15 protein-coding genes are annotated in these 12,035 nt (G+C 73.4%); 13 read left to right on the top strand and 2 right to left on the bottom strand.

Going from position 1 to position 12,035, the window contains the following annotated elements; all coding sequences use genetic code 11:
* Nucleotides 1-11: 11 nt before the first annotated feature.
* Complete coding sequence (locus tag EDC64_RS00740) at nt 12-788, bottom strand: S1 family peptidase (protein WP_132028604.1); 777 nt, start codon at nt 786-788, stop codon at nt 12-14.
* Nucleotides 789-897: 109 nt separating this feature from the next.
* Here EDC64_RS00740 and EDC64_RS00735 point away from each other — a divergent pair, with 109 nt between their 5' ends.
* From EDC64_RS00735 to EDC64_RS00695, 9 genes are all read left to right on the top strand, one after another.
* Nucleotides 898-1,458, top strand: a complete 561-nt coding sequence (locus tag EDC64_RS00735) for a head-tail connector protein (protein WP_132028601.1) — start codon at nt 898-900, stop codon at nt 1,456-1,458.
* Nucleotides 1,455-1,775 (top strand): head-tail adaptor protein, encoded by a 321-nt coding sequence (locus EDC64_RS00730; RefSeq protein WP_245504474.1) that lies wholly within the window; start codon nt 1,455-1,457, stop codon nt 1,773-1,775. Before EDC64_RS00735 ends, EDC64_RS00730 begins: the two co-directional genes overlap by 4 nt.
* Nucleotides 1,772-2,053 (top strand): hypothetical protein, encoded by a 282-nt coding sequence (locus tag EDC64_RS00725; protein WP_132028598.1) that lies wholly within the window; start codon nt 1,772-1,774, stop codon nt 2,051-2,053. The genes EDC64_RS00730 and EDC64_RS00725 overlap by 4 nt, the downstream gene beginning before the upstream one ends.
* Nucleotides 2,050-2,454 carry a DUF3168 domain-containing protein gene (locus tag EDC64_RS00720; RefSeq protein ID WP_132028595.1) on the top strand — a complete coding sequence of 135 codons (405 nt, stop codon included), beginning with the start codon at nt 2,050-2,052 and terminating at the stop codon, nt 2,452-2,454. Before EDC64_RS00725 ends, EDC64_RS00720 begins: the two co-directional genes overlap by 4 nt.
* A gap of 25 nt (nt 2,455-2,479) precedes the next feature.
* Nucleotides 2,480-2,887 (top strand): phage major tail protein, TP901-1 family, encoded by a 408-nt coding sequence (locus EDC64_RS00715; protein ID WP_132028591.1) that lies wholly within the window; start codon nt 2,480-2,482, stop codon nt 2,885-2,887.
* Nucleotides 2,888-2,894: 7 nt separating this feature from the next.
* The gene (locus EDC64_RS00710) at nt 2,895-3,254 is read left to right on the top strand and encodes a gene transfer agent family protein (protein WP_132028588.1); all 360 of its coding nucleotides are present in this window, start codon (nt 2,895-2,897) and stop codon (nt 3,252-3,254) included.
* A complete protein-coding gene (locus tag EDC64_RS00705) occupies nt 3,251-3,481 on the top strand; it encodes a rcc01693 family protein (protein ID WP_274594934.1) in 231 nt (76 codons plus the stop codon). The genes EDC64_RS00710 and EDC64_RS00705 overlap by 4 nt, the downstream gene beginning before the upstream one ends.
* Nucleotides 3,478-4,062 (top strand): phage tail tape measure protein, encoded by a 585-nt coding sequence (locus EDC64_RS00700; protein ID WP_132028582.1) that lies wholly within the window; start codon nt 3,478-3,480, stop codon nt 4,060-4,062. The genes EDC64_RS00705 and EDC64_RS00700 overlap by 4 nt, the downstream gene beginning before the upstream one ends.
* Before the next feature lie 286 nt (nt 4,063-4,348).
* Nucleotides 4,349-4,867 carry a PRC-barrel domain-containing protein gene (locus EDC64_RS00695; protein ID WP_132028579.1) on the top strand — a complete coding sequence of 173 codons (519 nt, stop codon included), beginning with the start codon at nt 4,349-4,351 and terminating at the stop codon, nt 4,865-4,867.
* A gap of 278 nt (nt 4,868-5,145) precedes the next feature.
* Here the strand turns inward: EDC64_RS00695 and EDC64_RS23760 are convergent, their stop codons facing one another.
* Entirely contained in the window at nt 5,146-5,958 is an 813-nt protein-coding gene (locus EDC64_RS23760) for a hypothetical protein (RefSeq protein ID WP_245504473.1), read from the bottom strand.
* Between the two features lie 108 nt (nt 5,959-6,066).
* Between EDC64_RS23760 and EDC64_RS00685 the strand changes: the two genes are divergently transcribed.
* The 4 genes from EDC64_RS00685 to EDC64_RS00670 are packed head-to-tail and all read left to right on the top strand — an operon-like array spanning nt 6,067 to nt 12,020.
* Nucleotides 6,067-6,708 (top strand): DUF2460 domain-containing protein, encoded by a 642-nt coding sequence (locus tag EDC64_RS00685; protein WP_132028576.1) that lies wholly within the window; start codon nt 6,067-6,069, stop codon nt 6,706-6,708.
* A gap of 18 nt (nt 6,709-6,726) precedes the next feature.
* A complete protein-coding gene (locus EDC64_RS00680) occupies nt 6,727-7,617 on the top strand; it encodes a DUF2163 domain-containing protein (RefSeq protein ID WP_132028573.1) in 891 nt (296 codons plus the stop codon).
* A complete protein-coding gene (locus tag EDC64_RS00675) occupies nt 7,614-8,078 on the top strand; it encodes an NlpC/P60 family protein (RefSeq protein WP_132028570.1) in 465 nt (154 codons plus the stop codon). Before EDC64_RS00680 ends, EDC64_RS00675 begins: the two co-directional genes overlap by 4 nt.
* 36 nt (nt 8,079-8,114) lie before the next feature.
* A complete protein-coding gene (locus EDC64_RS00670; RefSeq protein WP_132028567.1) occupies nt 8,115-12,020 on the top strand; it encodes a baseplate multidomain protein megatron in 3,906 nt (1,301 codons plus the stop codon).
* Nucleotides 12,021-12,035 lie beyond the last annotated feature (15 nt).

The following is a 12,035-nucleotide window of genomic DNA, read 5'->3' as shown; positions in this document are numbered from 1 at the left end:
CGTGCGCCCGCTCATTCGGCGATCGGGCTGCCGAGGGTGCGGGCGGCGGTGGCGATCCAGTCCCGCTGCAGGCCGACCAGCGTGACGCCGGTGACGCCGCCGCAGCCGCGCACGCCGTTGGGCGCCGTGACCCAGCCGACGACGCCGACCACCCGCCCGTTTTGGAAAGCGGGGCCGCCGCTGTCCCCGGTACAGGCGCCCGCCAGCCCCGCCGCCGGCGAGAGGCGCACCATGATCCCCCCGGTCGTGCCGACCGAGGCAAGCGACACGGCGCGCAGCGTGCCGGCCGAAGCTTCGTCGCCGTCCGCGCTCATGCCGTAGCCGGCGACGAGAAAGCCGGCGCCGCGTGGCGGCAGCGCGGCGTCCAAAGCGAGCGGCGCCGGCCGGAAGCGCGCCGGCAGGGGCGCGGCGAGTTTCACCAGAGCGAGGTCGGGCGTCGGCCGGCGGGTGCGGAACTGCGCGCTGTCGAAGCCGGGATGCAGCGCGACCCGCGTCGCCGGGATGAGTTCCGGCGCGCCGCGATCCACCAGAGCAACGGCATAGTCGCCCTTGGGTCCGACGCAATGGGCGGCTGTCAGAAGCAGGTCGCGCGCCAGCACCGTGCCCGTGCACGAGGCCCCGCGCGTCGAGACGATCATCACGGTATGCGCGGCCACCTCGGCCGGCGCGCCGCCGCCGCCGACAATGGCGGCCGCCGGGGATGCCGCGAGGAGCCCCGCGGCGCAGAGCAGTCCGGCGGTGGCGCGGCGCAGCCGGCATCCGGCGCGGGAGAGAGGCGAGGCGATCATCGTCCGCTTTCTCGCGCGCGCCGGCCGGTCCGTCAATTCGCGCCTCGCCGACCACCGCCGCCACGACCCCGGCTTTGGCCGGTCCCGCCCTCGTTCGACGGAACATCCCATGCCGCATCTTCTCGCCGGTCCCGCGGCCGAGCCGCTGACGCCTGCCGATCTCAAGGCCTTTCTGCGCGTCACTCATGACGCGGAGGACGGGCTCCTCGCGCTGCTGATCACCACTGCCCGGCAGATGGTGGAGAGCGCCGCCGGGCGCATTCTGCTGCGCCAGTCCTGGCGCTTCGTCTTCGATTCCTGGCCGGCCGCCGGCCTCCTCGTGCCGGCGCTCGCGCCGGTCGAGGCGATCCTGGCCGCGCGGCTGCGCCATGCCGATGGCGGCGAGTCGGCGCTCGCACCCGACCTGTTCACGCTGCGCGGCGACCGCGCGCCCGCTCTGATCGCCTTCGATCCGCCGCGCATGCCGCGCCCCGACCGGGCGCTCGGCGGCATCGAACTCGATCTGGCGCTCGGCTATGGCGCGGCGGCGGCGGCCGTGCCCGCCGATCTCGTCCAGGCGGTGCGGCTGTTCGCGGCGCATCTCTACGAGCGGCGCGACGAGGCGGGCGGCGATGCGCTTCCGTCGGGCGTCGCGGCGCTGCTCGCGCCCTATGCCCGGGTGCGGCTGTGACCGCCGCCGCGCTGCGCCATCCGCTCCAGCACCAGACCGCGGTGACATTGCCCGACGGCATGGGCGGGCTGGAGCGCACCTGGCTCACCGTCGACCGCCTCTGGGGCGAGATGACGCCGCTCTCGGCCGATCCGGGTCCCGCCCAGGAACGCCCGATCGCGACCCTCGGCTGGCGTGTCAGCGTCCGCGCGCCGAATACGCTCGCTCCCGGCGATCGTCTGGTTTTGGGGACGCGGATCTTCCTGGTCCAGGCCGTCACCGATCCGGACGGGCGCGGCCGGATCAGCCGCTGCCGCTGCCTGGAGGAACAGACATGAGGATCTTCGCCCGCGCGACCGGGCTCGACGGGCTGGCCGGCCGCCTCGATGCGGCGCTCGCGCCCCGCCTGTCCGCCGCCGCCCGCACCGAAGCGGCCGATGCGCTCGCCGCCGCCGCCGCGCGCGCGGGGGTCGCCGTGACGCGGCAGGCGGTCGGCGCGCGCCTGCGCGTCGGCAGCGCCGATCCCGCCGCCGTGGCGCGCGAGACCGGCACCCATGCCACGCCTGCCGCACCATGGCTGGCGCCGGCCCTCGCAGCGCTGAGGCGCCGCCGATGAGCGCCGCGCTCGCCTTGCGCCAGGCGATCCACGACCGGCTCGCCGCCGACGCTCCGCTCGCCGCGCTCGCGGGCGCGGTGCGGATCCACGACGTGCCGCCCGCGGACGTCGCCTTTCCCTTCGTCATCCTCGGCGAGGCGGTCGTCGCCGACTGGTCCACTGCCACCGAGGGCGGCACCGAGCAGAGCCTCACGCTCCATGCCTTCTCCCGGGCCGGGGGGCGGCGCGAGGCGTTCGCGCTCGCCGCCGCGATCCAGGAGGCGCTGCACGACGCGCCGCTCGCGCTGGCGGGCCACCGGCTCGCCAATCTGCGCGCCACCACCGCCGAAGTGCGCCGCGAGGGCGACGGGCGGACCTACCACGCTCTGGTGCGTTTCCGCGCCGTCACCGAGCCGCTGTGAGCGGCGCCATCGAGAGGAGAAGGCCATGGCCGCGCAGAAGGGCAAGGACCTGCTGCTGAAGATCCATGACGGCACGTCCTACGTCACGGTCGCGGGGCTGCGCACGCGCCGTCTCGCCTTCAACGCGCAGAGCGTCGACGTGACTCATGCGGAGTCTGCCGGCCGCTGGCGCGAGCTGCTCGCCGGCGCCGGACCGAAGCGCGCCAGCATCGCCGGGGCAGGGGTGTTCAAGGACGCCGCCTCCGACGCGCTGGTGCGCGCCGCCTTCTTCGACGGCGTGCTGAAGGACTGGCAAGTGCTGATCCCGGATTTCGGCACGGTGAGCGGTGCGTTCCAGATCACCGGCCTCGAAATCGCCGCCGAGCACGACCGCGAAGTCACCTTCGACCTGACGCTGGAGAGCGCGGGCGAGGTCGGCTTTGCGGCGCTGTGAGGCGGCGATGGCCAATCCCCGCCGCGGCGAGGTGGAGGCGGTGCTCGACGGGCGCCGCCGCACGCTGGTCCTGACCCTCGGCGCGCTCGCCGAGCTGGAGGCCGCCTTCGGCGCGGCCGATCTGATGGCGCTCGCCGAGCGGTTCGCCGCCGGCCGGCTGGCCGCGCGCGACGCCGCCGCGATCCTCGCCGCCGGCTTGCGCGGGGCGGGCGAAGAGATCGCCGCCGAGGAGGTCGCGGCGATGCGGATCGAGGGCGGCGCGGTCGGCGCCGCGCGGCTCGTCAACGCGCTGCTCGCGGCGACCTTCGGCGCCGGGGATCCGGCGGGCTCCGCGCCGCCGCGCCCCACGCCGCCGCAGCAGGACTGAGCGCCCCGAGGCCGGCGGCCGCGCCCTTCCCCTGGGAGGCGGCGATGCATGCCGGCCTCGGCCTGCTGCGGCTTCCCCCCGACCAGTTCTGGCGCATGACGCCGCGCGAACTCGCCGCCGCGCTCGGCGGCGGCGCGGCGCCCGGCGGCGGGCTGGCGCGGCCCGCGCTCGATGCTCTCATGCGGCGCTTTCCCGATGCGCCGCGTACCCGTCCGGAGACATCATGACCCGCCTCGACACCCCCATCGACAGCGTCTCGATCGAGATCGGCGCCGACACCCGCGCGTTCCGCCTCGAACTCGCCAATACCGAGCGGCTGGCGCGCGGCTTCGCGACCACCCTCGGTGACGCCTTCACCGGCGTGGCGGTGAAGGGGCGCGATGTCGGCGACGTGGTCGCCGGGATCGGCCAGAGGCTCTCGGCCCTCGCCCTCAATCTGGCGCTCCGGCCGGTGGAGGAGGGGATGGCCGGCCTGTTCTCCAGCCTGCTCGGCACCACCGGCTTCGCCCAAGGCGGCATCGTCGCGGACGGCGTCCGGCCCTTCGCCAAAGGCGGGGTGGTGGCGGCGCCGACCTATTTTCCGCTGCCCGGCGGCACCGGCCTGATGGGCGAAGCGGGCGCCGAGGCGATCCTGCCGCTGGCGCGCGGCGCCGACGGCGCGCTCGGCGTGCGCACCGCCGGCGCAGGGGGGCGGACCTCGGTCGTGGTCAATGTCGCGACGCCCGATCCGTCCGCCTTCCGCCGCTCCGACGCCTATCTCTCCGGCCTCGTCGCCCGGGCGGTCGCGCGCGGCCAGCGCGGCGCCTGAGGCGTGGCGCGGACGCAAGTGGGTCAAGATCAGAATGCCGGCCGGCGGCTGGTGTGCTATGGATTTGAAGTATTTCTAAATAACACACCGCTGCGGGTGGCGCATTCAGTCCGGATCTCGCTGCCCGCATCCGACCCCGGACGACGCGCCGATCGGCGCGGCACGGCGGGAGCGGAGCGGGCCTGGGCCGATCCGAGACGCGAGATTTATCTGAACGAAAACCGGCGGCGAGGGGTTGATCGGAAAGGCAGGACTTCCGTTGTCCTGGTAATCGAAAGGATACGCCATGTACCGTCTCGCGCTCTCCGCCGCCACGGCTCTCATTCTCGCCGGGCCGGCCTTCGCCCAGACCGCCGCGCCCGCCCCCGGAGCCCCCTCGGCCACCGGCACCCCCTCGAGGGCGCCGTCCTCCGCCGGGACCTCCTCGGCCCAGACCATGGCCGCCGGCGCCGCGGCGACCGGCAAGGACAGCGGCATGACGATGGGCACGACGTCGACCGTGGCGCTCCGGTTCGTCAACTTCTCCTCCGCGGACCTCATGGCGTCCCGCCTCGAAGACTTGGACGTCTACAACAACCAGAACGAGTCGATCGGCGAGATCGAAGATTTCGTGATCAAGGACGGCAAGACGATCAGCGGCGTGGTCGTGAGCGTCGGAGGATTTCTGGGCCTCGGCGACCGCTATGTCCTGGTGGATCCCTCCAGCATCGTGATCGGCAATCAGGACGGGACGATGCGGGCATATGTGAACACGTCCAAGGACGAACTCACCAAGGCCCCCGAGTTCAAATACGATCGCGACTGAGCCCTATCCGGCCATCTGAAACACCATGGTCGGTGAGGCGGGGACATAGCGCGGAGGTGCGGAATTCTTTCCGAACGGGTGCGACCGGCGGCGGGTCCTTCGCGCGGGCCTTGAAGCGCCCGGGGCAGGACTTGCGGCGGTGCCGCGTTCGGCGGAAGACCGGACCCGAGGCCGAGGCGCGGCGCGCCTCGGCCTGTGCCGGGAGGATGGATCCAAAACCGCCGTCTCGGCCCGCGGGCGGACGCGGCATCAGGGGCGGCGGAGGCCGCCCGCCGGGCTCACTTCTTCGCCGCCGGCTTTTTGGCCGCCGGCTTGGTCGCGGCCGGCTTGGTCGCCGCGGGCTTGGTCACCGCCGGTTTGGTCGCCGCCGGTTTGGTGGCGGCCGGCTTGGTCGCGGCGGGCTTGGCCGGGGGCTTCGCCACGGGCTCGGGCGCCGCGGCGACCTTGGAATCTGCAGGCTTCGGGGCAGCGGCCTTCTTCGCGGCCGCCGGCTTGCTGGCGGCCGGTTTGGCGGCAGCTTCAGCCTTGGGAGCCGCCTTGGGAGCGGCTTTGGTTGCCGCCGGCTTTGCGGGCGCCTTGGCCTCGGCCGGCTTTTCTGCCGCGGGTTTGTCGGCCGCCTTCGGCGCAGCCGATCCCTTCGCGGCGGACGGCTTGGCAGCGGCCTTCGGCGCAGCGGTGGGCTTTGCCGCAGCTTTCGGCGCAGCCGGCTTGGCTGCGGGCTCGGCCTTCGCCTCGGATGCCTTCGCCTCGGATGCCTTCGTCTCGGGGGCTTTGGCAGCGGGCTTCGCGGCCGCCTTCGGCGCGGCTTTGGGAGCTGCCGCAGGCTTCGCCGCCGATTTGGGGGCCGCCGACTTGGTTGCCGCCGACTTGGCAGCGGATTTAGGCGCCGCGACCTTGGGCGCCTCCACCTTTGGAGCCTCCACCTTCGGCGCTTCGACCTTCGGCGCTTCGGCCTTCTTCGCAGTCTTCGGGGCCGCCTTCACGGCGGGTTTCGGTGCCGCAGCGGCGGGCTTTGCGGCGGGCTTCGCGGCGACCTTCGCGGGCGCTTTCGCCGGGGCGGCGGCGGGCTTTTTCTCGGGCTTCGTGGCCATGCTTTGGCTCCATCCTCGATGAGAAGTGCGAAGTCAAAGCGCGCGGAAAAACTATGTCAAGCCGGCGGATATTGAAAAACCCGCAGAATTGGCAGGAGAGCAAAGAATATGCCCGCCTTTCATGAGATTTTGTTCCCGCTTGATGTCTCTTTGGCCGCATCGGGCGGGCCGGAGCGTGTCACCGAGGTCGTGACGAGCGTCTCCGGGCGCGAGGAGCGCAATGCGCGGCGGGCTGATTCGCGGCGACGTTTCGATGCCGGATACGGGGTCAAGACCCTGGCCGCCTTGCACGATGTCGTCGCCTTCTTCGAGGAGCGGCGCGGCCGCCTCTACGGCTTTCGCTGGCGCGACCGTCTCGACCATGCTTCGAGCCGTCCGGGGACCCCGATCGCCGCCACCGACCAGACCCTCGGAACCGGCGATGCGAGCCGCGCCGTCTTCGCTTTGGCGAAGACCTACGGCGCGCATCACGCGCCCTATGCGCGGGCCATTTCCAAGCCGGTCGCGGGCACCGTCCGGGTCGCGGTCGGCGGGGTGGAAGCGGTTGAAGGCACAAGCTTTGCCGTCGATCTCACGCGCGGCCTCGTGACCTTCCTGCCGGGCCATGTGCCACCCGCCGGCGCGCGGGTCTCGGCCGGCTTCCTGTTCGATGTTCCGGTGCGCTTCGACACCGATTTTCTGGAGGTCAATCTGACCGCCTTCGCGGCCGGAGAAATCCCCCGGATTCCCATCCTCGAAATCCGTCCCTGACCCCCTCGGAGACCGCTCGTGCGCGCACTTCCCCTTGCCCTCCAGAGCGCGCTCGACAGCGGCGCGACGACCCTCTGCCATGGCTGGCGCGTGACCCGGCGCGACGGCCGGGTCCAGGGCTTCACCGACCATGACCGCGACCTCGTCCTCGCGGGCGTGACGTTCCGCGCCGGCACCATCGTGGCGGGCAGCGAGAACGCGCTCGCCCAAGGTCTCGGCGTGACCGGAATGGAGTTCGGCGGCGCGCTCTGCGACGCTGCCTTGACCGAGGACGATCTCGCCGCCGGGTACTATGACGGCGCGGCCGTCGACCTGTTCCTGATCGACTGGTCGGACCCCGCGGTCAGCCTCCTGCTCCGGCGCGGCACGATCGGCGAGGTGCGGCGCGCGGACGGCGCCTTCGCCGCCGAGCTGCGCAGCCTTTCGGACGCGCTCAATCAGAGCCGCGGGCGGGTGTTCGCGGGCGGCTGCGACGCCGATCTCGGGGATGCCCGCTGCGGAATCGACCTCGCCGCGCCGGCCCACCGGGCGACAGCCGCCGTGGTCGCGGTCGAGGGTCCGCTGCGCCTCCTCGCGGCGGGGCTGGACGGCTTCGCGCCGGGCACTTTTTCCGAGGGCCGCATCAGCTTCACGTCCGGCGCCGATGCCGGCTTCTCCGTGGAGGTGAAGAGCCACGCCGCCGGCCCGTCCGGCGCGGTCCTCCAGCTCTGGCAGCGGCCGCCGTCTCCGCTCGCGCCGGGCGATGCTTTCACCGTCACCGCCGGCTGCGACAAGCGCTTCTCCACCTGCCGCGACCGGTTCGCCAACACGGCCAATTTTCGCGGCTTTCCGCACATGCCGGGCAATGATCTCGTGCTCGCCATCGCGGTGCCGGGAGAGGGCGGACATGACGGGGCGGTGCCGTCGTGAGCGCCGCGCCGGATCCGGTCTGCACGCTCCGCCGGGCGGTCGTCGCGGAGGCCCGCGCCTGGATCGGCACGCCCTATCTGCATCGCGCCTCGGCGCGCGGCGCGGGCGCCGATTGCCTCGGCCTGGTGCGTGGGGTGTGGCGCGCGGCGATCGGTCCCGAGCCCGAGACGCTGCCGCCTTATGCCCCCGATTGGGCCGAGGCGGGGCGCGAGGAGACGCTCGCGCGCACCGCCGCCCGCCACCTGCGCCCGGTGCCGCTCGACGCCATCGCCCCGGGCGACGTTCTGCTCTTCCGCTTCCGTCCGCATCTGCCGGCCAAGCACGCCGCCATCCTCTCGGCGCCGGGGCGGATGATCCATGCCTATGACGGGGCGTGCGTGTGCGAGGGCGACCTCGTCCCGTGGTGGCGCCGCCGGCTCGCGCTCGCCTTCGCCTTTCCCGGCGCCGCGCCGGGCGCCTGACGCGCGGATCCCTTTTTTCCAATCCTGGAGACATGCATGGCCACGCTGCTGCTCGGCGCCGCCGGATCTTTGGCCGGCGGTGCTCTGTTCGGCCCGATCGGGGCGGTCGCCGGCCGCGCGCTCGGCGCGCTCGGCGGGTCGATGGCGGACGGCGCCCTGTTCGGCGGCGGGCGCAGCCGGGTGAGCGAGGGGCCGCGCCTCTCGGACCTCGACGTGATGACCTCCAATTCCGGCGCGCCGATGCCGCGGCTCTACGGCCGCGCGCGGCTCGCGGGCCAGGTGATCTGGGCGACCCGGCTCGAAGAGGTGGTCTCGACCAGGGTTCAGGCCTCCGGCGGCAAAGGCGGGCGCAGTTCGCGGGCCACGACGACCACCATCAGCTACGCCTATTACGCCAATTTCGCCCTCGGCCTGTGCGAAGGGCCGGTGACCCGGATCGGCCGGATCTGGGCGGACGGCAAGCCGCTCGACGAGACCGGCTTCGTGGTGCGCCGCCATCTCGGGACGGCGGATCAGGCGGCCGATCCCTGGATCGCGGCCAAGCAGGGCGCCGCCGGCACGCCCGCTTATCGCGGCCTCGCTTATCTCGTCTTCGAGCGGCTGCCGCTCGCGGCGTTCGGCAACCGTGTGCCGCAGATCACCGCCGAGGTGGAGCGGGCCGTGGGCAGCCTGGAACCCTCGGTGACGGCCGTGACGCTGATCCCCGGCGCGACCGAGTTCGGCTACGATCCGCGCCTCGTCCAGCGGCTGCTCGGGCCGGGATCCTACGGCGCGGAGAACCGCCATGTGGTCGGCGCCGACACCGACATCGCGGCCTCGCTCGATCAGCTTTTCGCGGCCTGCCCGAACCTGAAGCGGGTCTCGCTGGTGGTCGCCTGGTTCGGCGACGATCTGCGGGCGGGCGCCTGCGCCGTCCGCCCTAAAATCGACCTCGCGGGCAAGGCGACCTATCCCTATTCCTGGCTGGTCGGCGGACTGCCGCGCCACCTCGCGCACGAGACGTCGCGGCACGCGGGGCGGGCGGCCTATGGCGGCACGCCGGCCGATTCCAGCGTCGTCGCCGCGATCGGCCTCTTGAAGGCGCGCGGCATCGCGGTGACGCTCAACCCGTTCGTCATGATGGACATCGCGCCCGGCAACGGGCGCCCCGATCCCTGGAGCGATGCGGGGGAGCAGGCGGCCTATCCCTGGCGCGGCCGCATCACCTGCCATCCCGCGCCGGGCCGGCCCGGCACTCCGGACGGCACCGCTGCCGCCGATGCCGAGATCGCCCACCTGTTCGGAACCGCCCAGGCGAGCCATTTCTTCGTCTTTGCCGGCCTCCTCCTCTATGCCGGCCCGGACGAATGGACGCTGCGGCGGATGGTGCTCCATTATGCCCGCCTCGCGGTCTATGCCGGCGGCGTCGAGGCGGTCCTGATCGGCTCGGAAATGGCCGCCCTGACGCGGGTGCGCGGGGCCGGCGGCGGCTTCCCGGCGGTGGCCGCGTTCGCCGCCTTGGCCGCCGACGTGAAGGCGGTGGTGGGGGCGGGGACGAAGGTCTCCTACGCCGCCGACTGGACCGAATACGGCGCCCAGGTCTTCCCGGACGGCACGGTGCGCTTTCCCCTCGATCCGCTATGGTCCGCGCCGGCCGTCGACTTCGTCGGCATCGATTATTATCCCCCCGTCACCGACTGGCGCGACGGCCCGGGCCATCTCGACGCGCAGGTGGCGCGCAGCCTTACCGACCCGGCCTTCCTGAAGGCGCGCCTGCGCTCCGGGGAGGCCTATGACTGGTATTATCCCGATGCGGCGGCGCGCGCCGCGCAGGCCCGCGCCCCGATCACCGACGGCGCCTCCGGCGAGCCCTGGATCTACCGCCAGAAGGATCTCTGGTCGTGGTGGAGCCTGCCCCATCACGAGCGCCCCGGCGGCGTGCGCGCGGCGGCGCCGACCGGCTGGGTCCCCGGCGGCAAGCCGATCCGGCTGATGGAGGCGGGCTGCCCGGCGGTCGACAAGGGCCCCAACCGGCCGAGCGTGTTTCCGGATGCGAAATCGGCGGAGAACGGCGTTCCGCCTTTCTCCAACGGCCGGCGCGACGATGCCGTGCAGCGCCGGCTTCTCGAGGCCGTGATCGCGACCTTCGGGGCGGGTGCGGACGCCGCCGACAATCCGCATGCGCCGGCCTATGGCGGGCGCATGGTGGAGGCCGGCTGCGTCTTCCTGTGGACGTGGGATGCGCGGCCCTATCCGCAATTTCCCCTCGCCACCGGGGTGTGGGCGGACGGCGCCAATTGGCAGACCGGCCATTGGCTGAACGGCCGCCTCGGCGCGGCGCCGCTCGCCGATCTCGTCGCCGCGATCTGCGCCGATCACGGGGTCTCCGGCATCGCCGCGGGGGACCTCGTCGGGACCATCGAGGGCTATGTGGTGGACCGGCCGATGTCGGCGCGCGATGCGCTGGAGCCGCTCGCCCGCGCCTTCGCCTTCGACGCGGCCGAGGCCGGCGGGACCCTGGTCTTCGCGCCGCGCGGCGGCGGCCCTGTCGTGGCGCTCGCGGAGGGCGACCTGGCGCTGCCGGAGGAGGGGCCGGCGCTTTCGCTGGTGCGCGCCCAGGAGAGCGAATTGCCGCTCGAAATCCGCCTCGGCTTCATCGACGGCGCCGGCGATTATCGCACCGCTTCGGCCGCCTCGCGCCGCCTCGTCGGGGCCAGCCGGCACGCCGAGCGCACGGATCTGTCCATCGTCGCCTCGGCGGCAACGATGGGCCGCGCGGCCGATATCTGGCTGCAGGATCTGTGGGCCGGCCGTGAGACGGCGCGCTTTGCGCTGCCGCCCTCGCGCCTCGCTCTTACGCCGGGCGACGTGGTGGAACTCGAGGCGGGCGGGCGCAGGCGCCTGTTCGAGATCACCCGGATCGAGGAGGCCGAGGCGCGCGCGGTGAGTGCCCGCGCGATCGAGCCGGACGTGTTCGAGACCCCCGCGCGCCCGGCGGAGGACGGACCGATCGGCTTGCCGCCGGCCTTCGGGCCGCCCGAACTCCTGGCGCTCGATCTGCCGCTCCTCGAGGCGGCCGAGCCGGTGCCGCTGCTCCATCTCGCGGCCTTCGCCGCGCCCTGGCCCGGCACCCTCGCGGTGTGGCGTTCGGCCGATGGCGCGAGCTTCGAGGCGGTGGCGGCGATCGGCGCGCCGGCGACCCTCGGCACGCTGCTCGACGATCTCGCGCCCGGGCCGGTCTGGCGGTTCGACCGCTCGACCCGGCTGCGCGTGCGGCTCGACGGCGGCCTGCTCTCCGGCGCGGCCGAGATCCAGGTCCTGGACGGCGCGAACGCGCTCGCTCTGGTGGCCGAGGGGCGCGATCCCGAAGTGCTGCAATTCACCGAGGCGGAGCTTCTGGAGCCGAGCGTGTTCCGCCTGTCGGGTCTGCTGCGCGGGCAGGCCGGCACCGAGGCGGCGGGCGCCGCGCTCTGGCCCGCCGGCACCCGGCTGGTGGCGCTCGACCGGGCGCTCGCGGTCGGGGCGAGCGGGCTCTCGGCCTATGGCCGCAGCTTCCTCTTCCGGGTGGGCCGGGCCGACCGCGACCATGGCGACGCCATGGTGGTGCAGGCGACGGCGACCGTCGGCAAGCGCGCTTTGATGCCGCTTTCGCCGGTGCATCTCTCGGCGCGGCGCACCGCCGAGGGGATCGCGCTCGCCTTCGTCCGCCGCACCCGCGCCGATGCCGACTGGGACGCGGTCGAGGCGCCGCTCGGCGAGGCCAGCGAGGCCTATCGCGTGGAGATCCTGGACGGCGCCGCGGTGCGCCGCAGCTTCGACCTCGCCACGCCCGCGCTGCTCTATCCGGCGGCGCTGGAGGCGGCCGATTTCGGCGCGCCGCTCACATCCCTCACGGTCCGCGTCGCGCAGATGTCGGCGGCCCTCGGGCCGGGCGCGTTCCGCACCGCGACGCTGCCGGTCTGATCCGCTGTCCAAGGA

The sequence above is a fragment of the Aquabacter spiritensis genome (genome assembly GCF_004346185.1).
Lineage (GTDB): Bacteria > Pseudomonadota > Alphaproteobacteria > Rhizobiales > Xanthobacteraceae > Aquabacter > Aquabacter spiritensis.
This window is presented reverse-complemented; position numbering and strand designations above follow the sequence as displayed.